Below are 24,649 nucleotides of genomic sequence, written 5' to 3' on the forward strand. Positions count from 1 at the left end.
CATGAACGAACGTCCGGGGCATGTCCGGTTGGGACGCTGGCTGTTGGCGACGGGGGCCGTGGGTCTGCTGGCGGGCTGTGCCTTTCCTAAGCGCGACTACAGTTACATGCCCGATGCTTCGGTCATCCAGGTCCAGATGAAGGATGGCCAGTGGGTGGCGGTACCTCCCGATTGCGCCAAGCTCTATCCGGAATATCCCCGCCCGAAGTTCGACAGCCGTCCGCAGGCGGCCTTTGGTTGCGCGACCTATACCAATCTGGCCAACAGTGTGGCGCATCCGCTGGACCTGGCGACCCCCGGCACTTATGCGGGACAGGAGGCTGACACGGCTGGCGATGCGGTGACGCGTTATCGCCAGAACAAGGTGACGCCGCTGCGGGAGACGACGTCGACCAAGAAGGGCGGAAAGTAGCCGGACGCACCGGATCGGAACGAGGGGGACCAGGTGGCAGCGACCAAAGACAGGGAAAGCGCGCGTCATTACGCCTTCGCGGCCTTCGTGAAGGACGCGGACAACGAGGAAGAAGTGCGTCGGGTGTTCCACGCCGATTCCCTGTCCGACACCTATGTGGCGTCAGGCGGGACAGACCAGGCCATCGCTTGGTTGAAAAAACTTGGCCGCTCGCCGCAGCGGCTGCTGGTGGACATTTCCGACTCCAGCCGTCCCCTGGACGAGCTGGACCGCCTAGCCGATGCCTGCGAGCCCTCTGTCGAGGTATTCGTCGTAGGCGACCGCAACGATGTGGGTCTGTTTCGCAATCTGTTGGCGCGAGGGGTCCAGGACTATCTGGTCAAGCCGTTGAGCGTCGAGTTGCTGCGCCGCACGCTGGTGCAAGGCACCGCGACGCGCCAGCGGGGCCGCTACGGCAAGTGCGTCACGGTCATGGGGACACGGGGAGGCGTGGGGACCACGTCCGTGGCCACCCACCTGGCGCGCACCCTGGTCCAGGGGGGTACGCGCAGACGGGTGGTGTATCTGGACCTGAACGTCTATGACGGTGCGGGGCCGGCCGCGCTGGGGCGGCCCGGCGGGAGCGGGCTGCTGGACGTGCTGGGCAACATCGACCGGCTGGACCAGCAGTATCTCGAGCGAACGCTGGCGGATGCGGGGGATGGCCTGTACGTGCTGGCCGCCGAGCTGGAATATTCCGAGTCCTTCGATCCGGACGCCAAGGCGGTGGGGGTGCTGCTGGATACCTTGTGCCAGTATTTCCACTATGTGGTGCTCGACATGCCGCAGCGCGGTGATGCGCTCGCCCTGGAGGTGCTGGCGCATACCTCGCTGGCCTGCGTAGTGTCGGAGCCTTCCGTGCATTCGGCGCGCACCCTGACCCGGCTGGTGCGGTATGTGGGGTCGCGTCCGAATCCTCCGTCGGTACTCACGGTCCTCAACCACCCCCAGCCGGCTTCCCGACATCGGGTGCAGACCAAGGATTTCGAATCGGCCACTGACCTGCCGCTACAGGTGAAGATCGCCTTTGATCACAAGGCGCCGGCGCTGGCCGAGAATCTGGCGCAGGAGCTGGCCGCCGGCAGTGAATTTGCCCATGGGATTCGTGATCTTGCGAACCTGGTGACCGGTGAATCCACGTCCCGGGCGCAGCACGGCTGGTGGGGTCGACTGGTGGGGGCCGGCGCATGAGTTTCGGGCGCAAACCGGCGGTGGCCGAGCAGGCTTCCTTGCCGGAGCCCGAGCCCGCTTTTTTGTCCGAGCCTTCGCATCCAGAGGAAGCCCCCGCTTCTTCGTCGATGCCGGTGGAGACGAACGCGGTAGCCGTCCCGGTCGGGGACGGGCTGCCGGCTGGTCCGGCCACGGCCCCCGCGCTTCGGACGCCGGCCGTGGCGGACACCCGTAGCCCGAGCGGGGCGGATTCGCTGCCGGCCCCCCGCGTTGTGCAGCGCCCGCTACAGACGGTCGTGCGGTCCGAGTTCTATAGCCAGATCCGCCAGACGGTTTTTGGCACGATCAATGTGACGGAGGCGCTGAGCCAGACGCGCGAGCAGGTAGGCCGGGATGTCGACACCATCATTGCGGAAACCGTGCGGCTGGAAAACCTGCCGGTGACGCTGACCGAGCAGCGTCTGATGGGGCAGGAGATCCTCCACGATATGTTCGGCGTGGGTCCGATCGAGCCGCTGCTGCAGGACGAATCCGTGACGGACATCATGGTCAACGGCCCGGATCAGGTCTACGTCGAGCGCTACGGCAAGCTGGAGCTCACTCCGCTCAAGTTTCGTGACGATGCGCACGTGATCAACGTGGCGCAGCGTATTGCTTCGTCGATCGGCCGGCGCGTCGATGAGAGCAGCCCCATGGTCGACGCGCGCCTGCCGGATGGCAGCCGCGTCAACGTGGTCCTGCCGCCGCTGGCCATCGACGGCGCCTCGATTTCGATCCGGAAATTTTCGAAGAAAGACCTGACGCTGCCGCGCCTCGCGGCCCGCGGCTGCCTGTCGGCAGCCATGGCGCGGGTGCTGGAAATCGCGGCATCCTGTCGCATGAACATCATCGTGTCGGGGGGTACGGGGTCGGGCAAGACCACCTTGCTCAATGCCTTGTCGCGCTATATTTCGCCCGCCGAGCGCATCGTGACCATCGAAGATGCGGCCGAGCTGCAGTTGCAGCAGCCGCATGTGGTGCGACTGGAAACACGCCCGCCGAATCTCGAGGGGCTGGGGAAGGTCGATCAGGGCGATCTGGTGCGCAATGCGCTGCGCATGCGGCCGGACCGCATCATCCTGGGCGAGACGCGCGGCGCCGAGGCGCTGGACGTGCTCCAGGCCATGAATACCGGCCATGACGGGTCCATGACCACGTTGCACGCCAACAGCCCGCGGGATGCCATGACGCGGCTGGAAAGCATGGTGATGATGGCCAACGGCAACCTGCCCCTGGTCACAATCCGCCGCCAGATTGCCAGCGCGGTAAACCTGCTGGTGCAGGTCGAGCGCATGCGCGACGGCACCCGCAAGGTCACCAGCCTCATGGAGATCGCGGGCATGGAGGGTGACGTGATCGTCACCCAGGAGCTGTTCCGCTTCAATTACGACGGGAGTTCCTTCGACGAAGAGGTGCGCGGCAGCTATGACAGTACCGGCATGCGGCCGCTGTTCGCCGACCGCGCTGCCTACTTCGGCATGGAGAAGGCCCTGGTGGAGGCGATGCGGCCATGAGCACGCTGGACTTGATCACCGTGGTGGTGTTTGCGGGGGCCGTGCTGCTGGCTCTGGCCGCGCTCGTAGCGCGCGAGTGGCAGCGGCAACGCCCGGCCAGCCGAATCCGCGAACGCTTGCAACGGGTATCGGGAGGAGTGCACACGGCCACGCGCGCCAAGGTGCTCGCCGAGCTCCGGCGGGCCCAGACCGAGGCGCGCCGGCGGCGGCATCGGGAATCGCTCGGCAGCCTGGGTTATTACCTAAACCGCCTGGACACCGTCTCGGGACGCGGGGGAGGCCGCCGCCTGGTGCTGGCGATGGGCGGCTTTGCTTTGCTGGGACTCTTTCTGCTGATCCTGGAACTGGTTCCCGTCTCGATCTGGACGGCCGGGCTGCTGCTGGTGATCGTGCCGGCGGGGGTCGGCCTGGCAGCTTACCGGTGGCTCGTGGAACGTTTCCGGCGCCGGTTTCTGGCACAGTTGCCGGACGCGATGGACATGATTGTGCGCGCCAGCCGGGCGGGTATTCCCGTCACGCAGTCCATTCACAACGTGGGGCTGCAGTTTGCCGAGCCGCTGGGGCCGGAGTTTCGCCGCATGGGCGACAACTTGCTGTTGGGCAACGATATCGGAGATGTGCTGGATGAGGCGGTTCTGCGGGTCGAGCTGGCGGACTTCTCGTTCTTCTCGGTCTGCGTGTTGTTGCAGCGCGAAGCGGGCGGCTCCATTACCGAGGCCCTGGAGAACCTGGCCGCCATCATCCGCTCGCGCCGGGACCTGATATTGAAGTCCCGCGCGTTGACGGCGGAAGGCCGTACGGCGGGACTGATCCTGTCGTTGCTGCCCTTCATCGTGGTCGGGATGCTGTACCTGGCCAACTCCTCTTATATCGAGGTTCTGTTTACCACCGAGTCGGGCCGGATGCTGTTGTGGACGGCGGTGGGGATGCTGGTGGTGGGCGTGCTGGCCATCCGCCGCCTGTCGCGCTTGAGGACGTAGGCCATGGCTGATCCGCTCGTCCTGCTCAATGGTGCGATCCTGGTCCTCTGCCTGGCTGGCGGCGGGCTGTATCTGTATGCGCGGGCCGGTCACCGCGCCCGCGTTTTGAGCCGCGCGATTTCGGAGGTCCAGCGCCGGGGCGCGCGGGTCGCGCGGCGGGACGTTCAGCCGATGTCGGGAGGGTTGCTGCGCATGCTGCGGCGCATCGGCATGGCCGTGCCCCTGCTCAACGCCGCGCAGCGCACCGAGGCGTCGCACAAGCTGGTGGCGGCGGGGTACCGGTCTTCGCAGGCCCTGTACGTATTGGGCGGATGTACGCTGCTCTCCATCGTGCTGTGCGTGGGGCTGACCGCCTGGCTGGGCGCGAGCTGGCTGGATCAGCGGGGCGCCATGGCCTGGATCGCCGCCATGGTGACGGCGGCTTATGTTGGCAGCCTGCTGCCGCGCTTCATCCTCGATCGGCTGGTGCGGCGGCGTCAGGATGCCATCCGCCTGAGTCTGCCCGATGCGCTGGATCTGCTGGTGATCTGCACCAATGCGGGGCTGGCGCTGAACGCGGCGCTGGAGCGCGTGGCGGACGAAATGGAGTTGGTGGCGCCGGAGCTGGCTGACGAGCTGAAGCTGACGTCCAGCGAACTCAAGCTCAGCAGCGATATCGAACGGGTGCTGGGGGGGCTGGCGGAGCGGTGCGGCACTGACGGCATGCGTACCCTGGTCAATACCTTCTTGCAGGCGCGCCAGTATGGCACGGCCATCACGCAGGCGCTGCGCATCCTGGCCAAGACCGAGCGCACGGCCCGCATGATGCGGCTGGAAGAGGCGGCGGCAAAGCTCTCGGTCAAGATGACCTTGCCCATGATGCTGTTCATTTTGCCCACCGTGCTCATCGTGGCGGCCGGCCCTGCGATCCTGAGCCTGATGGATACGCTTTCGCGGTTCTGAGAACCGATCTGGAGTGGATGATGAATGTTCCCTTGTATCGAGTGCTGGTTGGGGCGGGTCTGTTGGCGCTCCTGACGGCGTGCGCGCCGCCGCGTACCGCCGTCAGGCCGGTGGATACGGTCATCGACCGTGCCGCCCTCCAGGCGGGAGACCTGCGCATTGCCGCCAGCGCCCTGCAAAGCGGCGACGTCAGCGTGGCCCGCTCGCTGTACACGACTCTGGCCAAGTCGCATCCCGGCATGCCCGAAGTCTGGCTTGGCCTGGGCGACACGCACTTTCTGGCGGGGGAATTCGAATCGGCTCAGAGCGCCTATGCGCGTGCCGAGGAGCTGGACCCGGATGGCCTGGCCCCCAAGCTGGCGCAGGCGCGCGTGTTGATTCGGCTGCGCAAGCTGGATGAGGCGCGCACACGCTTCCAGGCCATCCTGGGGAAAGATCCCGATCAGCCCGTCGCCCTGGCGGGCCTCGGCGTGGTGTACGACCTGTCTGGCCAGCCCGCCCTGGCCCAGGAAACCTATCGCAAGGGCCTGGCGAAGCATCCGGGCGACCAGGCGCTGCGGGCGAATCTGGGCCTGTCCCTGGCTCTGAGCGGCAAGGGACGCGAGGCCGTCAATGTGCTGCTGGGCAATAGCGGCGTGCAGAATGGCTTGCCGCAGATCCGTGACAACCTCGCGCTGGCCTATGGCGTGATGGGGCGCGAGGATGCCGCCGAAGGCATCCTCATGAGCTATCAGCCGCGCGGCGTGGTGCAGGACAACCTGGCGTTCTACCAGTATCTGCGTGAGCATCTGGGAACCGCATCCGCGCCGGCGTCCGCGAAGGCGGTGCCGGTCGCATCTTCCTCTCCGCCCGCCAGGAGCGGCGGGCCGGCCAAGCGGTGATCCCCATGCGCTGGCGACGGACTTTCGGGCGATTGTGGCGCGACCATCGTGGGGTAACAGCGCTGGAGTTCGCCATCGTGGCGCCGTTGTTCTTCATGGTCCTGCTCATGAGCGTGGAAATCACCTTCGCGCTGCTGGCCGACGTCACCCTGGATTCGGCTGCGAGCCGCATCACGCGCATGGGCAAGATCGGGGTCTTCGCCCAGGAGGCGGATTGTCAGTCGGCCGTGAAGGCCGAGTTTGAAAAGACGCTCGGGATCTGGGCCGACAGGGAGAACGTGTACGTCAACGCAAAATTGTATAAGCCGGGCGAGGCGATCACTTTCGACGACGAGAACGGACAATACGATCCGGCCTGCAACACGGGTGATCGGGGCGACATGGTGGTGTTCCGCCTGGGGTTCGACAAGCCGGGCGTGACCGGAGTTCTGGCCCTGATGGGGCTCAATCTGTTTCACTACGAGCGGCTCGTGGTGATCCAGAACGAGCCCTGACGGTCGGCCGCCGCCGGACTGGGAGATTTTTGTGATGGGACAACGCTTGTTGCGGTTCCCGTTTGAATCGCTGGCCTCCGGTCTCCGGCGGCTGCGCCGTGACGACCGGGGGATCGCTGCGATTGAAGCCGCCATCGTGCTGCCCATCATGGTGTTCTTCCTGTTTGGCACGATCGAGACCTATCAGTATTTCCGCGCGGCGGCAATCCTGGACCGGGCCGTGTTCTCCATCGCGGATGGTGTAGCCATGCAGCCCAAACTGTACGAAGGGGGGCCATGCGATGAGACGGATCATCTCTGTACCTACGGCGTCATCATGGGGGATCTCATGCAGCCCATCGACTACAAGGACGGGGGCTATCTGACGATCCGCTTGTTCGAGGCGCAGACGTCGGGTTCGTCCGTCACATGGAAGAGTTCGACCTGGGCCAAGAAATGCGAAGGCAGCACGGCGGCTTGTGGCGACATCGCGGCGGCGCCGCCGCCGGACGGCATGCCCCCCGCCCAGCCGGGCGACACCATCCTGGTGGTACGGGGCTACCAAACGTATGAGCCGTACGTCATCAGTTCGCGGTTCTGGACCGGTCTGGGCGGCACCGAGGTGCTGACCGCCACCGCATTCTATCGTCCGCGTTTTGACGACCTGAAGACGTTGTATTGAAGCAAGGCTGAGGCGGGCGCTTGGCCCGGGAGACCTGTCATGGAAAAGCGATCGAGCCTGTTTGGGCGCCTGCTGCGCGACCAGCGCGGCGTCATTGCGCTGACTTTTGCCGTCACCTTCTCGGTGATGCTGGGCAGTTCCCTGATGGCGCTTGATTTCGTGCGCTACAACGTCGCGCAGGCCCGCATCCAGAACGCGCTGGACACGGCGGTGATCTCGGCGGGGCGCAAGCTGGCCAATTACCAGTCCACCGGGCCGGGCTACGATCCGGGCCAGGCCTGGCGGGACGATGCGACTGCTTATTTCAAGGCGAACGTGCCGGACAAGTTCCTCGGGGTGGCCATCCCCGCTGGCGCCCTGACCATTGACTATGGCGAAGACCGCGTGAACGCGGGCGGCCAAACCTCGGACAGTGGCCAGTTCTTGTCGGCGCAGCGCATCAGCATGTCGGTGACCGGCACCCTGCCGCTCATGAGCACCGGCTTCGTGCGCGAGACGGGCCTGGAAATCGACGCCCAGAACTGGGCGGTACGGCGGGTGCGCAACGATCTGGAACTGGTGCTGGCGCTGGACAATACGGGTTCGATGAACGACCCGGCCTCGAGTACTTCAACCAAGATCCAGGTGCTGCGCGATTCGGCGACGCAGTTGATCAATACCGTGATGGCGGCGTCGGCGGCGGGCGGGCAGACCGACGGAACCAGTGGCGCCTACATCGGGCTGGTGCCCTTCACGGATTCAGTGAACGTGGGGGGCATCGCCTCATCGCCAGGCTGGCTGAACGGCGCGACGCCCGCGCAGAAGAATTACATCCAGTCGCTCTGGACCGGTTGCATCGTCGAGCCGGGCCCAGCGTCGGGCGGCAACTGGACGGCGGCCAATCCGCTGCCAGCCACCCTTTTGTCCCCGGCAAGCCTTTTCAAGCCCATGCTGTCCGTCCACAGCTTCGACTATGCGCCGCCGACGCTGACATCGACCGGAGGCAACAGCACCCGGGCCTACAACCGGCTTGTCCAGGATTCGACGTTGTTGCCGAGCGGTTTCGCCTTCAATGCGCCGACCAGTGCCTCAAAGGACCGCCGCGTCACGGCCGATGTCGCAGCCTGGAGCACCAACCCGCAGACGTTCACCGTCAACTTGGCCCAGGAACCGTCCAACTGCACTTTGGCACCGACGTATTTCCTGACGAAGGACCAGACCGCACTGCTGTCGGCCGTGGCGGCGATGAAGGGTAGCGGCAGCACGGCGGTGCCGACGGGACTGATCTGGGCGTGGCGGATGCTCAGTCCGCAATGGCGAGGCGCTGCCGGCTGGGGAAGTTCAACGCTGCCGCGAGATGGGGATTCGAAGCTGCGCAAGGTCATCATTCTGCTCAGTGACGGCGACAATGATCCCACTGTGCGACGCGGAAGCAATTCCCCCGGTACGGACGAATGGTTCAAGTTGAGCTATGCCTATCAGGAGTGCACAAAAACTCAGAGTGTGGGCAGCGGCCGGAACGCGCAAACTGTTTGCCAGACTTATTCCAACACTGTGAAGCGCGTTTCCAATGAATCGGGGCGGGTGAAGCTGTCGTCCTTCAATCAGTGTCCCATCATCGGCCTGCGATCGGTCGATCCTGCCCAGATCACGCCTGCGAATTACGACAACAGTTGCGCGTCCAGCGGCCCCAACAGTTCGACCATCGGCTATCCGGACGGGTCCAAGAGCGGCACCACGATCAACTCGAATTCTTTGGACGCCTACGGCGCCCAATTGTGCGCCAACATCAAGGCGGATCCCAATAACATCACACTGTTCACCCTGACGCTGGGTATGGACGTCTCGGATGAGGCTCGGGCCGTCATGCGCGGCTGCGCCTCGGATCCGACCAAAACATATTTCGACGTGAGCAACGCCGCGGATCTGCCCCAAGTGTTCAATGAAATCGCCGGGGCGCTCACCGAGCTGCGGCTCACCCAGGATCCGGGCACGTCGTCCGGGTCATGATTGCGCCCGATGGTCGTTCCAGGTGAGCGGTAGTAGGGTGCTTTGCAATGTGCGTCAACAAAGGGCGGCTGGGCACAACGTGGCCGGTCTGCCTCTGCCGGGGAGGCGAGTGACCATGGCGTGGCGATCGGGATGGGTGTTGTTCGGCGGGTTGGCGCTGCTGTTCGCAGCGGTCGGATGGTCGCCGCGTGCGTCCGCCCAGGCGGCCAATTTCCACCCCTGCAATTCCCAGCCGTCGCTGCCGATGTGTTTGCACGGATATGGTCGGCGGATCGCCATCGCGCGGTGGGGGGCGCCACCCGAGCCGTTGGACCCTGATGCCGTGGCGGGGGCGTCCCTGGTCACGCGCGACGTCGCCCGGGAAATCGGCAAGCTCAAGGCCAGCACCGCGTTTGTGGAAGACATGGACACGTCCGAGGTCCTGTTCGCGCGTGACGAAGCGGCCGTGCGGCCGATCGCGTCGATTACGAAGCTCATGACGGCGCTGGTGGTGGTCCAATCCGGCTTGCCCATGGACGAGATGCTGACCATAGACGCCAGCGACCGCAATGTGCCCAGCGAATTGCCGGCGCGTCTGGATGCGGGCGCGCGCCTGACACGGACGGAGCTGCTGCACCTGGCCCTGGCATCGTCCGAGAACAGCGCCGCGCATGCGCTGGCGCGTACTTTCCCGGGCGGCATGGCCGCCTTCGTCGAGGCCATGAATGCTCAGGCCCGTGTCTTGGGCATGGCGGACTCCCGTTTCGTCGGTCCCGTCGGACTGTCCAACGGCAATGTGTCTTCGGCGCGCGATCTGGCGAAGCTGGTCTACGCGGCGTCGCGCCAGCCGTTGATCCAAGCGTTCACGACCGATGCGCGGTACCGTGTTGGCGGACGGACTTTTCGCAATACCAATATGCTGGTGGGCCGCCCGAATTGGGACATCCTGGCGTCCAAGACGGGAACCACCCGGGAGGCGGGGAACTGCCTGGTCATGATGGTTCGGGTCGACGATCGGAATCTGGCAATGGTGTTGCTCAATGCCCATGGAACGAGCGGCACGCGCTTTGGTGATGCGGTGCGCTTGCGGCGTATCCTCAACAGCCAGATGGCCTTGAAATAGGGTGGCGCCTCCGGCACCCGCTATCCGGAGTGGCGCAACGACTGCAAGGCGCCTTGGCCGAGCAGTCGCCTCAGTGGATCGCCGCGAGGACGTCCCGTTCCAGTGCGCCGGTGGCAACGCACTGTGCCGAGCGTCCGGGGCCGGGAAGCGTGGCGGCGGAACCGCTGGAGAATGCCACCGTATCCTTGATGGGCGCGTAGAACCTGCCTGTGGGTGTGTTGCCGAGGCTCACGGTGCGGGTGACCACATAGTGCGCGTTCACCTGTGCGCGCGTCGACCGGGCGCCCGAGGCCTTGAACAGCACGTTGATGGTGCCGGCGACTTCCATGGCCCGGTCCACGTCGTACAGATTGCCATAAACGATCTGCTCGTAGGACTGATGAGGCGAAGAACCCGGGAAGCGGTAATGCCGTGTGAGCTGCGCGCGCGGATTCGTGACGTCGGACTCCACGGTGCCGCAATCCAGGTATCTTTCAGGGTTGCCTGTGAAGTGCAACACCATGAGCCCCGTGGTGGGATCCTGGCGCTCGATGACCCAGGGGCCGCTGGCGAGCTTTTGCGTCGAGGTCTTCCACACCTGGGCGTAGGGCGCTGCGATGGTGGTGTCGCTCATGATGGGCGGCTGTACGGCCGGAGGCGCGTATGTCAGCCGGCCGGCACACCCGGAAAGGCCTATCACCGCAAGTGCAGCCGCCTGACGTATCCGCATGCCCCGCCCCTATCCTGTTTCGCCACGTCCGCCGAGTGGCCGTGACGGTCTGTTCAGCATACCAGATGTTACCGATGTATTGCCATTTATCACAGGCGCATGGCTTGCCGGGCCGATTCCCGTCTCGCCCACGGCTCAAAGGGGATGCCAGGCCGTCCGGCAGGGCGCGGTGTGGCACGCTGTACACTCCATGCTTTGTGTCGACCGATCCGCTCCCTGACGGCCTTCCATGTTGATCACCCTGCTGAACATCGTCCTGCCCGTCTTTGCAATTGCGGCGCTGGGATACGTTTTCGGGCGCCGCCAGGCTCGGCACCCCGACATGGGGTTCATCAATCACGCCAATGTGATGGTGTTTTGTCCCGCGCTGGTGTTTTCCGCGCTCTTGGACAACCCTATGAGTATGCTGCAGGCTTGGCCTTTGGTCGCGGCCGCCGCCCTGATCATCCTCATCCCCGGGTTGCTCCTCGCGGTGATCCAGTCGCCCACACAGACGCGCGCCGGATTTCTGGTGCCCGGCATGTTTCGCAATACCGGCAACATCGGCATTCCGATCATGATGCTCGCCTATGGGAAGGACGTGCTCGGCGATATCGTCATCCTGTTCGTGATCTCCAACCTGCTGCAGTTTTCGGTGGGCCTGGTGCTGCTGGCTCCGGGTGGGAACCGCTGGCTGTGGCTGAGGAATCCGAATATCTGGGCGGCCGTCCTGGGGATAGCGCTGGCGCCCTATCGGGCGTGGATCCCGCCGTTCGTCACGACTTCTGTGGATCTCACGGGACAGATCGCGATTCCGCTCATGCTGTTTGGCCTGGGGGTGCGGCTGTCGCAGGATCGCATCGACCGGATAGGGCTGGCGCTGAAGGTCAATGGCCTGTATCTGCTGGCGGGATTGGCCACGCTTCCCATCGTATTCTGGTTGCTTCCGCTTACGCCCGAGTGGATGCGGCTGGTGGCCTTGTCGGCCATGCTGCCGCCGGCAGTCCTGAATTACCTGCTGTGCGAACAGTACCGGGTGGAGCCCCGGACCGTGGCCAGCGTGGTGCTCCTGGGCAATATTCTGTCAGTGGCGACGGTGCCACTGGTCGTGTGGGCCACGCTGATCGGGGTGGCGTAGCGGCGCTTCCGATCCGGCCTGCAAGCCCCGCTGAAGGCCCGGCCGTGCCATGCGCGACTCAGGCTGACGCTCGCGGCTCCGCCTGCGGCATCTCGATCTTCACCTCCAGGACTTCCAGGGAATCCTGGCGGTCCAGGTTGACCCTGATGTCTCCAGGATCGATCTTCACGTACTTGGAGATCACCGCAATGAGTTCCTTTTGAAGCTGCGGCAGGAAATCGGGGCCGTTGCGGCCGCTGCCGCGCTCATTGATCAGGATGAGCTGCAGCCGGTCCTTCGCAATGCTGGCGGAGGATTTTTTCTGGCCGCGCAGAAAATCCAGGAAAGACATGTTCATTTCCCCCCGAACAGTCGCTTGAACAGGCCAGGTTTCTCGTAATCGACGAAACGCAGCGGCTTTTCCTCGCCGAGATAGCGTGCCACCACGTCCTGGTAGGCGTCGGCTACGTCGCTGTCGCGGATATGGATGGCCGGAATGCCCTGGTTCGAGGCCTGCAGCACGATCTCCGATTCGGGGATGACGCCGATCAGCCGGATGCGCAGGATGTCCTCGATGTCGCTCAATGACAGCATTTCACCTTCGGACACCCGCTTGGCGTTGTAGCGCGTGAGCAGCAGGTGCTCTTTCACGGGGTCTTCGCCTCGTTCCGCGCGGCGGGATTTGGCCGACAGGATGCCCAGGATGCGATCCGAGTCGCGGACCGAAGAGACCTCCGGATTGGTGACCACCAGGGCGTCATCCGCAAAATACGCCGCCATGAGCGCACCGGTCTCGATGCCGGCCGGGGAGTCGCAGACGATGTACTCGAAGTCCATCGCGGCCAGGTCTTCCAGGACCTTGCCGACGCCTTCCCGAGTCAGGGCTTCCTTGTCGCGTGTTTGGGAAGCCGGCAGGATGTAGAGGTTTTCGAGCTGCTTGTCGCGGATCAGGGCCTGGTTGAGCGAAGCTTCACCCTGGATGACGTTGACGAAGTCGTACACCACCCGGCGTTCGCAGCCCATGATGAGGTCCAGGTTGCGCAGGCCGACGTCAAAATCGATGACCACCGTCTTGTGACCGTGCATGGCCAGCCCGGCCGAAAAGCTTGCGCTGGAGGTTGTCTTGCCCACGCCCCCCTTGCCGGAGGTGACTACAACGATGCGCGCCATGGTGAATGGTTTCCCCTCTGTTCAAAATTCATGACATCGTAAAGCAAAAAGCGGCGATTCGAATAAATACCGGCCTTCATCGCGTGACGGATGGTATCCACTCGCGCCGAGTTCACTGAAACCCGCCTGATTCGTCCAGCCCGCGGATGCGCAGGGTGTCGCCGTCCAGTGTCACCTGCGCCGGCCGGCTCTGCAGACTGTCGGGCAGGCGCGTTTCGATCACGCGATAGACGCCCGCGATGGCGAGCAGCTCGGGATCCAGGTGGGTGGTCAGGATCATGACGTCGGTGCGGCCGTGCGCGCCTGCCATGGCCTTTCCCCGCAACGGCCCGTAGACGTGAATGTTTCCGTCGGCGATGACCTCGGCACCCTGGCTGACCATGCCCATGACGATCAGGTCGCTGCCCTTGGCATAGATGCGTTGCCCCGACCGCAGCGGATGGCGAACCACCAGTGTTTCGCCGGAAGGAGATGCGGGGGTGTCGGGGGTGATCGGCTTCTTTCCAGCCGCTGAGCCCTTGCCGGCCGATGGTTGCGGGGCGGCGGGTGCCTTGCCGGCTGGCCACGCCCGAGCGGGCTCCGCGGCGTCTGGCTGGGCTGCGGCAGAAGCCGCCGGACCCGCCGAGGCGTCCAGCGGCGCCAGGCCGGATTGGGCCGCCTGCGCTTGCATTTCGGCGCTGGCCTGTACCCCGATGGGGTGCAGATGGTGCCGGCGCAGCGCCTCGGCCAACGCCTGCCAGTCGGGAGATTCGGTGAGCCCCTGGGCGTCGATGACGACGGGTTCGTTTTCGTAGAAGGCGCCCGCCTCGCGCATGCGGGCGTCCAGCGCCGCCACCAGTGTGTCCGTGTCCGGCTCATGCAGGACGGCCCGCAGCGCGTAGAGGGTGGCGCTCTTGAAATCCAGGGCGGTGGAGGCTTTGGCCATCGTGTGTTACGCCCAGGTATCGCGCAGCGTGGCCGCGCGGTTGAGAATGGGGTGATCCGGCGAAGACAGTTCGCGGTCAGCCACGAAGTAGCCCAGCCGTTCGAACTGCCAGGTGGCGCCGGGGACGGCCCGTATCCCGGGCTCCAGCCAAGCCTGGACCGTGTGGCATGAGTTCGGGTTCAGCGCTTCGAGGAAGTTGCGGTCGCCACCGTCCGGGTGGGGGTCGGCAAACAGGCGATCGTAGAGGCGGATCTCGGCGGGGACGGCGTGCGCCGTGCTGATCCAGGTGATGGCGCCCTTGACCTTTACGCTGTCGGCCCCCGGGGTGCCGCTGCGGGTATCGGGCAGGTATTCCGCATGGACCTCGATGACCTCCCCGCGCTCATTTTTGACGCAACCCGTGCAGCGCACCACATAGCCGTATTTGAGCCGCACCAGATTGCCGGGGTACAGGCGGAAATACTTGCGAGGCGGCTCCTCGCGGAAGTCGTCGCGCTCTATCCACAGTTCTCGAGTCAGCGGGAATTCGCGACGGGCGCTCTGCGGATCGTGCGGGTTGCTGGGCGCCGAGCAGAGCTCGCTGTGTCCGGCCGGGAAGTTCGTCAGGATCAGGCGGATGGGATCCAGGACGGCGACGGCCCGGGCCGCCACGGGGTCCAGATCGTCCCGAAGGGCTTGTTCCAGCAGGCTGTAGTCGATGCGGGAGTCGGATTTGGAGACCCCCAGGCGCTCGCAGAACAGGCGGATGGCCCCCGCCGTGTACCCGCGCCGGCGCAGTCCGACCAGGGTGGGCATGCGGGGATCGTCCCAGCCGCTCACGTGGCCTTCTTCGACGAGTTGCCGCAGCTTGCGCTTGCTCGTGACCACGTAGCTCAGGTTCAGGCGGGCGAACTCGTACTGATGGGGCAGGGGTTGCGCCAGTTCTCCGAGGTCCGCGAGCTTTTGCAGGATCCAGTCGTAGAACGGGCGCTGGTCTTCGAATTCCAGCGTGCAGATGCTGTGGGTGATGCCTTCCAGCGCATCCTCGACGGGGTGGGCCCAGGCATACATGGGATAGATGCACCAGGCCTCGCCCGTGCGGTGGTGGCTCGCGTGGCGAATGCGGTACAGCACCGGGTCGCGCAGATTGATGTTGGGCGAAGCCATGTCGATGCGCGCGCGCAGCGCCATGCTGCCGTCCGGATGGCGGCCGGCGCGCATTTCGCGCAGGAGCGCCAGCGACTCGGCCACCGGGCGGTTGCGCCACGGCGAGTCGGTGCCCGGCTCGGTCAGGGTGCCGCGCGTGGCTCGCATTTCGTCGGCCGATTGCTCGTCGACGTAGGCGTGGCCAGCCAGCACCAGGGCCTCGGCGAAACGATAGAGCGTCTCGAAGTAATCGCTGGCAAAGTAGCGGTGTTCGACGCCGTTCTGCGTCCAGTCAAAGCCCAGCCAGCGCACCATGTCGGCGATGGCATGGACGTACTCGTCTTCTTCCTTTTCGGGATTGGTGTCGTCGAACCGCAGATGACAGACGCCCTGGTAGTCGCGGGCCAGGCCGAAATTCAGGCAGATGCTCTTGGCGTGCCCGATGTGCAGATAGCCGTTGGGCTCGGGCGGAAATCGTGTGCGAATGCGCGCCGGATCGATCGCCCCCGCCTGTCGGACCTCGGCCGGACTGGGGGGCGGTGACCAGTGCCGGTTGCGATACAGCCCCGAGCTCAGGTCATTGTCGATGATGGTGCGCAGGAAATTCGAGGCGGGCGCGGTATCGGTGGTCATACTTCAGAGTCATAATCTAAACTAGCGCACATTATGACGCAAACCGCATGGGTTCTGTCGCTGACCCAGTTTTACCTGAGCCTGGGGTTCGTCCTGTTTTTCCTCGCTCTGGAGCTGGGCCTGACCTGGGTGCTGTTCGGGCTCCGGTTGCGTGCGCACGGCAGCACGGCGGCGCTGCTCGCCTATCGGTTCTGGGTGCGGGTGTTCGCGCTCACGCTGATGCTGGGGTTTGGCGCCAGCCTGCCCCTGGTGCTGCAGTTCGGTACCCTGTGGCCGCGCATCATGGATCGCGCCGGCGAGGTCGTGGGCCCGCTGGTGGCCATGACAGTGCTCACGGCCTTCGTCTTCAAATCCTGTTTCCTCGGGGCCATGCTGTACGGGCAGCGCTCGCTGTCGGACTGGGCGCACACCCTGGTCGTGACCATGGTCGCCATCGGGACCTCGTTGACCGCCTACTGGATCGTGACGCTTCTGGCCTGGATGCAATGGCCGGTGGGTACGGCGCTGTCCGAAAATCACTACCAGATCGCGGATTGGCTTGCCCTTGTGGGGGGCGCGGCACCGGTGCTCTTTGGCGTGCTGCTGACGGGCGGGATGGTGCTGGCCGCGACGCTGATGCTGGCGGTGACCGCCGGGCGCACCGATACGCGGCCCAGCGACGAGGGGGACCGCAGCGTGTACGCGATCGGCCTCTGGCTGCTGGTGGCCGCGCTGCTGCTGCAGGTGGCCTTGGCGGTCCAGCTCGGCCGCGAGTTGCTGCCGGTACAGCCGGCACGGCTGGCGGCTGTGATTCCTCAGTGGCATAGCGGGCCACCGGATCGCCTGACGCTGCTGGCGTGGCTGGATGTGGATGCGCTGCGCAACGTCTGGGCGCTGTACGGCCCCCAGGCTTCGGATTGGCTGCCGCCCGTGATGCCGGGTCCGCTGAAGGGGCTGAATGATCTGGCTCCCCTCGGTCCGCCGGTCTGGCTCACCTATGCATCGGCCCGCCTCGCGGCGCTATTGGCGATGCTGCTGGTGGCGGCGGCGCTGTGGAGCCTGTGGCAGGGATCGCGCCAGCGCTACGAGCCGGACGTGCTGACGGCGGGCGGCCGCCTGCGGCTGCGCATCATGATGTGGGCAGCGGTGGCCTTGCAGGCGGTGGGCTGGGGCCATGTGCTGGTAGGCAGCCTGCCCTACGCGGTCTACGGCGCGATCACGCTGCGGGAGGTGGGCACGAGCCAAAACCAGGAAACGCTCTGGGGCGGGCTGGTGCTGCATGTGATCGTCTACACCGTCCTCGCGCTGGGCTTTCTGCAGTTGCTGCGGCACACCACGCGGTTTGGCGTGGTGCCAGTAGCCCGCTACAGGGGGCGCGCATGATCGAATCTCTGGCGGCGGTCATGGGACTTGGCGCGCAGGACCCCGCTTTCTGGATGCCGCTCGCGCTGATGGCGGTGTTTTTCGCCACTGTGGTGGCGGGCGTGGTGCTCGACGGTTTCGACATCGGTGTGGGCTGCGTGTCGCTGGTGGCGCCGCGCGCGCTGCGGCCCCGTATGCTGTCGCTGCTTGCGCCGTGGCGGGATGCGAATGAATTCTGGCTGTTCCTGGCGGTCGGACTGTTCGCCGGGGCATTCCCTTACGCCTGGTCCCAGACACTGGGACGCCTGTATGTCCCGCTGTCGCTGCTGGCGCTGGGCACGCTGCTGCGCTCGGTGTGCTTCGAGTGGCGGCTGAGGGCCCCCGCGCAGCGGCAGCGGCGCTGGCAACTGGGGTTTGGTGCGGGGTCGGTGCTCACGGCGTTTTCCCATGGGTATCTGCTCGCGCGGGTCAGCGTGGCGTACGAAAGCGGGTCCGCCTACACCGGGTTTGCGCTGCTGATGGGGGCCTGCTCCGTGGCCGGCTACAGTCTGCTGGGGGCGACCTGGCTGATGATGCGCGAGGCGGGCGAACTGCGCATCCGCGCGTTGCACTGGGCGCGCCGCACCTTGCGCTGGAGCGCGGTGGGAGCGGTGGGGGTTGCGGTGGTGCTGGACTTCTCCAATGCGGGCGTCTTCCTCAAGTGGGGCGATGGGGAACACTGGCGTGCCGTGGGCTTCGTCTGGGGGACATTGCTGCTGTGTTTCGTCCTGACGGAAATGACGCTGCAGCGGTTGATGAACCGCAGCTATCGGGCCTCGGCTGTGCCGTTCGTTCTGGTGCTGCTGATCTTTCTGGTGGTGCTGGGCGGACTGGCCTACAGCTTCTTCCCGTATCTGGTGCTGGACGAAGTCACCCTCTGGGACGCGGCCGCCCCCGTGGCCACGCTGCGCCTGGCCTTGTCCGCCACCGTCGTGGCGTTGCCGGTGGCCCTGATCTTCAATCTTTGGGTGTACTGGCGCATGCTGGGTCTGTCGCGTCCGCCGCGTCCCCCCGATTTCCCGGGCTGATCCATGCGTCGTCCTGAAGCCTTGCTGCGTGCGGACGGCATTCCCGCCATGCTGTGCTGGGCTGCTCTGGCCGGCGCAGGCGGGGCGCTGGTCACCATCGCCTTTCATGCCGGCATCCACCTGATCCAGCAGCTCTATGCCGGCCGGTCCGGCTCCATCGTGCAGGTCACGCGGACCCTCGGCTGGGAGGCGCGCCTGGCCGTCCCCGCGCTGGGCGGCCTGGTCGCGGGGTTGCTGCTCCAGGCGGCCCACAAGGTCTCCCATGATCCGCATTCGGGCTACATGGAGGCCGTGGCCATCGGCGATGGCCACATGTCGATCCGCCAGGGGATTCTTCGCTCGTTGTCATCTCTGTTCACGGTCGCCACCGGCGGATCCATCGGGCGCGAGGGCGCCATGGTGCACCTGGCATCGCTGGCAGCGTCAGGTCTGGGGCGATTCCTGCACATCGATACGGCCCGTTTGCGCCTGCTGGTGGCCTGCGGAGCGGCGGCGGGGGTGTCGGCGGCGTATGGCGCACCGATTGCCGGCGCAGTGTTCGTCGGCGAGATCATCCTCGGGTCCATGTCGTTCCAGAATTTTGGTCCCTTGCTGATGGCCGGCACGGTGTCCAGCCTGGTGATGCACCTGACCGGCGAATACGGGGTGCGCTACTCCATGCCCGACCTGCCAGCGGTGTCGGCCGAAATCGTCCTGCCTTGTCTCGCGCTGGGCGTCATCGCGGGGATTGGGGCCGCGCAGTTCCTGCGTTTCGTGCATGGCGTGAAGATCCTGTTTGCGCGCACGAAGTTGCCGCTGTCCTTGCGTCTCGGCCTGGGCGGGCTGCTGCTCGGCGGCGTGCTCACCCAGGTCCCCGAGATGGCGGGCAACGGCAACAGCGTGGTGGTGTCGCTGCTGCACGGATCGTGGGTGTGGCAGACCGTGCTCTGGATGTTGCTGTGCAAGGTGCTGGCCACGGCGCTGACCGCCGGGTCGGGCGCCATCGGTGGCGTCTTCACACCCACGCTGTTCGTGGGGTCGGCGTTGGGCATGTTGTTCGCCCAGGGACTCACGGCCGCCTGGCCGGTGCTGGCCGGCCATGGCACCACGCTGGCGCTGGTGGGCATGGGGGCCTTTCTGGCGGCGGCCACCAGTGCGCCGTTCATGGCCATACTGATGGTGTTCGAAATGACGATGAACTACCAGATGGTGCTGCCGCTCGTGCTCGCCTGCGTGGTGGCGTATTTCGTCTCTCGCAGCTTGGCCCAGGCCGTGATGTACCAGGTGACTTTGCACCACGAAGAGAGCCAGGCGCTGCGCCAGCGGCTGCGGACGGCGCGGCTGGACAGCCTCATGCGGCCGGCGCAGACGGTGATCCACACGGACGCCCCGGTGCGTCGGGCGCAGGAAATGTTTCTGGATTACCCGGTTCGCTATCTGTATGTCACGGATGCCCAGGATGTCTGGCAGGGAGTGATCGCGCAGCAGGATCTCACCCGCATGATGCTGGGTGAGGTCGATGTGCAATCCAAGACATGCGGCGAAGTGCTGCGGCTGGATTTCGTCAAGCCGCTGCACCCCGATCTGAGTCTGGACGAGGCCCAGACCCAGTTCAGCGCCTTTCGCGGGGAGCGGCTGCCGGTCGTCAGCCGCGAGGACCCGCCTCGGCTGCTGGGCGTGGTGTACAAGTCCGAGCTGCTGGAGCGTTATTCCGAATTGAAGCGGGCCGTCGATAGCGAGGACGATTTTGTCCTGTCGCCGAGGCGTCCCCAGCACTGAGTCCGCCAGGCGCTTCCGGTACGGGGGCGCAGGTGTTAGCATACCCCCCATCTACTGGATATCAGCACAGCATTTTCATGGCCATTCAAGCGGATTCCTTGTCGTCTTCTTCCCAGGACACCCGTCTGGTGGCGCCCGACGTGGAGTCGTTCGCCGAGGATTCCATCGAACGGGCCCTGCGTCCGAAGTCGCTGGAGGATTATGTCGGCCAGCCGCGGGTGCGCGAGCAGCTTGGCATCTTCATCGCGGCCGCGCGCCAGCGCGGCGAGGCGCTGGATCACGTGCTGCTCTTTGGCCCGCCGGGCTTGGGCAAGACCACGCTGGCGCACATCGTTGCCCACGAAATGGGCGTGCAACTGCGCCAGACCTCCGGCCCCGTCCTGGAGCGGCCGGGGGATCTGGCCGCCATGCTGACCAACCTGGAACGCAATGACGTCCTGTTCATTGACGAAATCCATCGGCTTTCCCCAGTGGTCGAGGAAATCCTCTATCCCGCCCTGGAAGACTTCCAGATCGATATCCTGATCGGCGAGGGTCCGGCGGCCCGCAGCGTCAAGATCGATCTGCAGCCCTTCACGCTGGTCGGCGCCACCACCCGGGCGGGCATGCTCACCAACCCGCTGCGAGACCGCTTCGGGATCGTGTCGCGACTGGAATTCTATTCGGCCGAGGACCTGACCCACATCGTTCAGCGCAGTGCGGGTCTGCTGGGCGCCGAGACTTCTCCGGAAGGCGCCGCCGAAATTGCCGGCCGTTCGCGCGGGACGCCCCGCATTGCCAATCGTCTGTTGCGCCGCGTGCGCGACTACGCCGAGGTCAAGGCGAGGGGCCGTATCGACGTGGCGACGGCCCGGGCGGCCCTGGCTATGCTGGAAGTCGACCCGCAGGGCTTGGACCTGATGGACCGCAAGCTGCTCGAAGCCATCGTGCACAAGTTCGATGGTGGTCCGGTGGGGGTGGACAGCCTGGCCGCTGCCATCGGCGAGGAGCGCGACACCATCGAGGACGTCATCGAGCCTTACCTGATCCAGAACGGTTATCTGCAGCGCACGTCGCGCGGACGCATGGCCACGCGCCGCTGCTGGCAACATCTGGGGCTCAAGGCGCCGACGGCGGGCGGCGGGCCGGATCTGTTCCCCGAATAACTCTCCATCGGGCGCTGCGCTCAGTCTTCGGAATACCCCAGGATCTTGATCGCGCGGGCCAGCGGCTGCGGGCGGTACGCTTCCCACGGCGAGTTTCCCACGGCCAGCCGGGCGTGGATGTTTTCCAGTGTCCACTCAGCGCCGGACGTCAGCCGCGGCAGCTCTTCCCACGACACCGGCACCGAGATGCCCATGCCCGGCCGGGCGCGGGCCGACCAGGCCGAGACGGTAGTGGCGCCAAAGCCATTGCGCAAATAATCCACGAAAATCTTTCCCACCCGGTTGCGCGGCCCGCTCCTGGCGACGAAGATTCGGGGCATCGTCCGGGCCAGATGCTGGGTGACAGCGCGCGAAAAGCCCTTTACCACGTCCCAGCCGTACTGCTTGCGCAGCGGTACGACCACGTGCATCCCCTTGCCGCCGCTGGTTTTCAGCCAGGCGTCCAACTCCAGTTCCTGCAGCAGCACCCGGACCAGTTCGGTGGCCTGCTGGATGGCGGACCATGTCACGCCTTCTCCCGGATCGATGTCGAACACCATGCGGTCCGGTTTCTGGATGGCGGTCTTCAGCGCGTTCCAGGTATGGAATTCCACCACGCTCATCTGCGCTGCCGACAGGATGCCTTGTGCCGTGGCGATCTCCATCAGCGGGGGGTGGTCCGGATAAAGGCTTTCCGGCAGCAGCCGAACACCCGCCAGCGAAAGCTGTTCGGGGTGCTTCTGGAAGAAGTGCTCTCCATTCACGTCCGTCGGTACGCGAACCAGTGAAACGGGCCTGCCTTTCAGGTGGGGCAGCAGCAGCGGTGCAACCGTCTCATCGTATTGGGCAAGATCCCGCTTGGTCAGCCCGGTTGAAGGATCGATGACACGGTCGGGATGAGTCAGTCTCGACGGCATGGGCGCCTCCGTCAGTGTGGAGCGGATTCTCGCGGCGCGGCGGGACCGCGGCGGGGGGGGCTGATGGCCGGGTACGACGCTGGCCGGCATCGCCGTTTCGCGCACGATGGATCGTGCCGGTTTGTCGCTGCGCAGGCCCACGAACGACGCTTGCCGGATGTGCCCCGATTGGGTCCACGAGCGAAAGGAGACCTCGGCCAGCAAGACGGGCTTCACCCAGAGGGCGTCCGATGGCGCATTTGCGGCGTCGGCGAGCGGGGACCGGGGCACTCGCAGGAGCGCGAGGCGTTCGGACAGATCGCCGAGCCGCCGCTCGTCGAAACCGGTTCCGACTTTGCCGGCATACCGCAGCGGACCCGCTTTTTCGTCATGGACGGCCATCAGCAGGGCGCCCAGGTGCTTGCGTGCGCCGCGCGGCTTCGTATAGCCCACGATCACGAATTCCTGGCGCAGGCTGCATTTGACCTTGAGCCACGTTCTCGTGCGGCGCGACACGTAGGGCGCATCGGCGCGCTTGGCCATGATGCCCTCCAGCCCCAGTCCGCAAGCGATGCGCATCAACTCGCTGGGGACCGCCTGGAACGCCTCGCTGAACCGCACGCGTCCGCTCAGCCGGGAAGCGTGGCCCTCGATCACCTGTCGCAAGGATGCGCGGCGCGTGCTCAGGGGCTCGCCCCGCATGTCGCGCCCGGCCAGAAACGGCGCGTCGAAGACGTAATAGACGATTCCGCCGCCCTGTCCGCCCTCGAACGCGTTCTGCAAGGCCTGGAAACTGGGCGTCCCCTTGTCATCGAGCACGACAATCTCGCCATCCAGCCACGCGGAGGGGAGTTCCAGTGCCTGCAGCGCCTGGATCAACTGCGGCATCTTCGCGCTCCAGTCGTGGCCGTTGCGGGTGAACAGCCGGATGTCGTCGGTATCGATCCGGGTCATGATCCGATAACCGTCGAATTTTATTTCGTAGATCCAGGCGTCCGGGTCGGCCGGGAGTCCGTCCACGAGGGTGGCCAGTTGCGGCGCCATTTCGCGCGGCGGCGCGGCCGTGCCGGCGGGGGGCGCCGACGGCGCCGGGGATCGGGACTCGTCGTCCTTGATCAACAGCCAGTGGGGTTGCGTCCGGCCGTCCGCGTCGCTCAGGCGTACCAGCGTCCAGTCGCCCTGCAGTTTAGATCCGTGCAGTGTGAACCGCAGTCGTCCGCGTTTCAGACCCTGGAACGGGTCGGTGCGCGGCGTCCAGTTGCCCTTGTCCCAGATGATGACTTTGCCGGCTCCGTATTGTCCGGGAGGGATCTCGCCTTCGAACGTGTTGTACGCAATAGGGTGGTCTTCCACTTGGACCGCCATGCGCTTGATATGGGGATCGTGGCTGGGCTCTTTGGGTACAGCCCAGCTTTTCATCACGCCATCGAGTTCCAGCCGGAAGTCGTAGTGCAGGCGCTTCGCCCAGTGTTTCTGGACCACGAAGCTCAGCGCCTGCTGTCGTTCTCCGCCGCCCGGGGGTTCCGGCGTGCGGGTGAAATCGCGCTTTTCGCGATAGCGTTTCAGCGCGCCGCCCTCCGGCGATCGGGCGCGCGCGCTCATGCCTTGCGGGCCACCTTGCGGGTGGCGCCGGAGGGCTTGCGAGCCGGTGGGGCTTCTTTCTTCGGGCGCTGGCCGCCTTTCAGGCTGCGCTTCAGCAGTTCAGTCAGATCGACCACGTTGTCCCCAAAGGCCGGCTTCTCTTCCTGCGGCTCGAATACGGTCTTGGTTTTTCCTGCCTTTACCTTCTTGCGCACGAGCGCCATGATGGCGTCGCTGAATTCATCCCGGAATTCTTCCGGCTTCCACGATGCGGTCATGTCTTCCACCAGCAGCCTGGCCATCTTGCGCTCGCTGGCATTGCGCGAGGTCGCTGAGGCATTGCGCTCCGGCAGCGTCAGGTCGTCCATGGGCTTGATCTCGTCCCCCCATCGCATCAGGTCCAGTATCAGTGCGTCGCCCGCCGCGACGAGCGCGGCCAGATGCTGCCGTGTCTGGATGACGACTTTGGCAATGCCGATTTTGCCGGTGGCCGCCAGCGTGTCGCGCAGCAACGCATAGACGTTCTCGCTCTGTCCTACGGGTTCGATGTAGTAGGGGCGCTCCAGGTATACGAACGACACCTCTTCGGCCTTGACGAAGCGCTCGATGGCTATGGTCCGCGTCGTGCGGGGATAGGCGGCTTCGATTTCTTCCGCCGAGACGATGACGTATTGGCCGTCTTCGACCTGCACGCCCCGGACGATATCCGCACCGTCCACTTCCCGGCCGGTGCGCTTGTTGACCCGCTTGTATCCCACCGGATCCATGCTGCGCCGATCGAGCCAATCGAAATCGATGCCGGTGTCCCTGGAGGCCGTATACAGGGCGACCGGGATATGCACGAGCCCGAACGAGATTGCCCCCTTCCAGATTGTCCGCGTTGCCATCAGCGCCTCGCCGAGCCGATACGATATCGATGGCAGCGGCAAGAATCGTGCCGGGATTGTGGCACGCGTGCGATGACGGCACCGGTCGGGGCGGCCAGGCGCCACGCCGCGGCA

22 protein-coding genes are annotated in these 24,649 nt (G+C 65.5%); 15 read left to right on the forward strand and 7 right to left on the reverse strand.

Going from position 1 to position 24,649, the window contains the following annotated elements:
- Window position 1: 1 nt before the first annotated feature.
- The 10 genes from ACVCMJ_RS00255 (at window position 2) to ACVCMJ_RS00300 (ending at window position 10,223) form a co-directional block, all read left to right on the forward strand.
- Window positions 2-412 carry a CpaD family pilus assembly lipoprotein gene (locus ACVCMJ_RS00255; RefSeq protein WP_447082355.1) on the forward strand — a complete coding sequence of 137 codons (411 nt, stop codon included), beginning with the start codon at window positions 2-4 and terminating at the stop codon, window positions 410-412.
- Window positions 413-445: 33 nt separating this feature from the next.
- The gene (locus ACVCMJ_RS00260) at window positions 446-1,642 is read left to right on the forward strand and encodes an AAA family ATPase (RefSeq protein WP_447082356.1); all 1,197 of its coding nucleotides are present in this window, start codon (window positions 446-448) and stop codon (window positions 1,640-1,642) included.
- Window positions 1,639-3,174, forward strand: a complete 1,536-nt coding sequence (locus tag ACVCMJ_RS00265; RefSeq protein WP_447082357.1) for a CpaF family protein — start codon at window positions 1,639-1,641, stop codon at window positions 3,172-3,174. The genes ACVCMJ_RS00260 and ACVCMJ_RS00265 overlap by 4 nt, the downstream gene beginning before the upstream one ends.
- Complete coding sequence (locus tag ACVCMJ_RS00270) at window positions 3,171-4,154, forward strand: type II secretion system F family protein (RefSeq protein WP_447082358.1); 984 nt, start codon at window positions 3,171-3,173, stop codon at window positions 4,152-4,154. Before ACVCMJ_RS00265 ends, ACVCMJ_RS00270 begins: the two co-directional genes overlap by 4 nt.
- Before the next feature lie 3 nt (window positions 4,155-4,157).
- Window positions 4,158-5,096: a type II secretion system F family protein gene (locus ACVCMJ_RS00275; protein WP_447082359.1), complete on the forward strand. Its 939-nt coding sequence runs from the start codon at window positions 4,158-4,160 to the stop codon at window positions 5,094-5,096.
- Window positions 5,097-5,116: 20 nt separating this feature from the next.
- Window positions 5,117-5,977, forward strand: a complete 861-nt coding sequence (locus tag ACVCMJ_RS00280; protein WP_447082360.1) for a tetratricopeptide repeat protein — start codon at window positions 5,117-5,119, stop codon at window positions 5,975-5,977.
- A 5-nt stretch (window positions 5,978-5,982) separates the two neighbouring features.
- The gene (locus tag ACVCMJ_RS00285; RefSeq protein ID WP_447082361.1) at window positions 5,983-6,471 is read left to right on the forward strand and encodes a TadE/TadG family type IV pilus assembly protein; all 489 of its coding nucleotides are present in this window, start codon (window positions 5,983-5,985) and stop codon (window positions 6,469-6,471) included.
- 34 nt (window positions 6,472-6,505) lie between these two features.
- Window positions 6,506-7,132 (forward strand): TadE/TadG family type IV pilus assembly protein, encoded by a 627-nt coding sequence (locus ACVCMJ_RS00290; RefSeq protein WP_447082362.1) that lies wholly within the window; start codon window positions 6,506-6,508, stop codon window positions 7,130-7,132.
- Window positions 7,133-7,171: 39 nt separating this feature from the next.
- Complete coding sequence (locus ACVCMJ_RS00295) at window positions 7,172-9,121, forward strand: hypothetical protein (protein WP_447082363.1); 1,950 nt, start codon at window positions 7,172-7,174, stop codon at window positions 9,119-9,121.
- 115 nt (window positions 9,122-9,236) lie between these two features.
- Window positions 9,237-10,223: a serine hydrolase gene (locus tag ACVCMJ_RS00300; RefSeq protein WP_447082364.1), complete on the forward strand. Its 987-nt coding sequence runs from the start codon at window positions 9,237-9,239 to the stop codon at window positions 10,221-10,223.
- 70 nt (window positions 10,224-10,293) lie between these two features.
- Here ACVCMJ_RS00300 and ACVCMJ_RS00305 read toward each other — a convergent pair whose 3' ends face one another.
- A complete protein-coding gene (locus tag ACVCMJ_RS00305) occupies window positions 10,294-10,836 on the reverse strand; it encodes a hypothetical protein (protein WP_447082365.1) in 543 nt (180 codons plus the stop codon).
- Window positions 10,837-11,161: 325 nt separating this feature from the next.
- On the opposite strand from ACVCMJ_RS00305, the gene ACVCMJ_RS00310 reads away from it, so the two are divergent.
- Complete coding sequence (locus tag ACVCMJ_RS00310; RefSeq protein WP_447082366.1) at window positions 11,162-12,049, forward strand: AEC family transporter; 888 nt, start codon at window positions 11,162-11,164, stop codon at window positions 12,047-12,049.
- A gap of 58 nt (window positions 12,050-12,107) precedes the next feature.
- On the opposite strand, the gene minE is transcribed toward ACVCMJ_RS00310, so the two are convergent.
- The 4 genes from minE to ACVCMJ_RS00330 all read right to left on the reverse strand — a co-directional run bounded on the left by minE (window position 12,108) and on the right by ACVCMJ_RS00330 (window position 15,881).
- Window positions 12,108-12,380 carry a cell division topological specificity factor MinE gene (gene minE, locus ACVCMJ_RS00315; RefSeq protein ID WP_447082367.1) on the reverse strand — a complete coding sequence of 91 codons (273 nt, stop codon included), beginning with the start codon at window positions 12,378-12,380 and terminating at the stop codon, window positions 12,108-12,110.
- Between the two features lie 2 nt (window positions 12,381-12,382).
- Entirely contained in the window at window positions 12,383-13,198 is an 816-nt protein-coding gene (gene minD / locus ACVCMJ_RS00320) for a septum site-determining protein MinD (protein ID WP_447082368.1), read from the reverse strand.
- A gap of 112 nt (window positions 13,199-13,310) precedes the next feature.
- Window positions 13,311-14,123, reverse strand: a complete 813-nt coding sequence (gene minC / locus ACVCMJ_RS00325; protein ID WP_447082369.1) for a septum site-determining protein MinC — start codon at window positions 14,121-14,123, stop codon at window positions 13,311-13,313.
- 6 nt (window positions 14,124-14,129) lie between these two features.
- Window positions 14,130-15,881: a glutamine--tRNA ligase/YqeY domain fusion protein gene (locus tag ACVCMJ_RS00330; RefSeq protein WP_447082370.1), complete on the reverse strand. Its 1,752-nt coding sequence runs from the start codon at window positions 15,879-15,881 to the stop codon at window positions 14,130-14,132.
- Between the two features lie 33 nt (window positions 15,882-15,914).
- Between ACVCMJ_RS00330 and ACVCMJ_RS00335 the strand changes: the two genes are divergently transcribed.
- The 4 genes from ACVCMJ_RS00335 to ruvB all read left to right on the forward strand — a co-directional run bounded on the left by ACVCMJ_RS00335 (window position 15,915) and on the right by ruvB (window position 21,192).
- Entirely contained in the window at window positions 15,915-17,243 is a 1,329-nt protein-coding gene (locus tag ACVCMJ_RS00335) for a cytochrome ubiquinol oxidase subunit I (protein WP_447082371.1), read from the forward strand.
- On the forward strand, window positions 17,240-18,289 hold the full coding sequence (locus ACVCMJ_RS00340) for a cytochrome d ubiquinol oxidase subunit II (protein ID WP_447082372.1): 1,050 nt from the start codon (window positions 17,240-17,242) through the stop codon (window positions 18,287-18,289). The genes ACVCMJ_RS00335 and ACVCMJ_RS00340 overlap by 4 nt, the downstream gene beginning before the upstream one ends.
- A gap of 3 nt (window positions 18,290-18,292) precedes the next feature.
- The gene (locus tag ACVCMJ_RS00345) at window positions 18,293-20,047 is read left to right on the forward strand and encodes a ClcB-like voltage-gated chloride channel protein (protein WP_447082373.1); all 1,755 of its coding nucleotides are present in this window, start codon (window positions 18,293-18,295) and stop codon (window positions 20,045-20,047) included.
- A 77-nt stretch (window positions 20,048-20,124) separates the two neighbouring features.
- Window positions 20,125-21,192 carry a Holliday junction branch migration DNA helicase RuvB gene (gene ruvB / locus ACVCMJ_RS00350; protein ID WP_447082374.1) on the forward strand — a complete coding sequence of 356 codons (1,068 nt, stop codon included), beginning with the start codon at window positions 20,125-20,127 and terminating at the stop codon, window positions 21,190-21,192.
- Window positions 21,193-21,212: 20 nt separating this feature from the next.
- Here the strand turns inward: ruvB and ligD are convergent, their stop codons facing one another.
- Together ligD and ku are read right to left on the reverse strand one after the other, a co-directional pair.
- Entirely contained in the window at window positions 21,213-23,669 is a 2,457-nt protein-coding gene (gene ligD / locus ACVCMJ_RS00355) for a DNA ligase D (RefSeq protein WP_447082375.1), read from the reverse strand.
- Window positions 23,666-24,535, reverse strand: a complete 870-nt coding sequence (ku, locus tag ACVCMJ_RS00360) for a non-homologous end joining protein Ku (RefSeq protein ID WP_447082376.1) — start codon at window positions 24,533-24,535, stop codon at window positions 23,666-23,668. The genes ligD and ku overlap by 4 nt, the downstream gene beginning before the upstream one ends.
- Window positions 24,536-24,649 lie beyond the last annotated feature (114 nt).

The sequence above is a fragment of the Castellaniella sp. UC4447_H14 genome, assembly GCF_052978285.1.